This window comes from Mesorhizobium sp. M7A.F.Ca.MR.362.00.0.0 (assembly GCF_004023175.1).
Lineage (GTDB): Bacteria > Pseudomonadota > Alphaproteobacteria > Rhizobiales > Rhizobiaceae > Mesorhizobium.
This window is the reverse complement of record NZ_RZTF01000164.1, coordinates 12,736-13,209: the sequence shown is the minus strand read 5'-3', so window position 1 is coordinate 13,209 and position 474 is coordinate 12,736. Positions and strand designations below refer to the sequence as shown.

The 474-nt window shown below is 63.9% G+C and carries 1 pseudogene and 1 riboswitch; the pseudogene reads left to right on the top strand.

The features are described 5' to 3' along the window. The first annotated feature begins 4 nt into the window (after positions 1-4). A riboswitch (cobalamin riboswitch) is annotated at positions 5-210 on the top strand. Between the two features lie 85 nt (positions 211-295). After that, positions 296-474 (top strand): annotated as a pseudogene (locus EOC06_RS45140) (hypothetical protein); the annotation flags it as partial.

Sequence of the window (474 nt, the reverse complement as noted above, 5' to 3'; positions counted from 1 at the left end):
CTCCAATAGCCTTCTTCGCGATGGTTCCGCGGTGCGCAAGCGCCGGGGTGAAAAGGGAACATGGTGAAGCCTTTCAGGCCAATGCCATGGCTGCCCCCGCAACTGTAAGCGGCGAGCAAAATCCGACACGCCACTGGCCGGAAGGCCGGGAAGGCAGGATGGCGCTGAGACCCGCGAGCCAGGAGACCTGCCATCAGCGAGAATTGACCGGACGGGGTGTGCCGGGAGGAAGCTCGAAGGCGGCCTCAATCCGTCATGCGCGCCATCCTTCCGTGCCTTGAAGAGGAGGTGACGGATGGAGAGCGTCGATTTAGGGCACAGTCCCGAGCACAGCATCATCGTCTGCATCCGCTGCCCCGGCCGGCGTGCGATTGACGGGAACCCCGGCTTGCGACTGATATCTATGCTGAATGCCGTACTGGACGGGGAGCCGGGCCGCCGGTTCCACATAGCCGAAGCCCACTGCATGGCCGG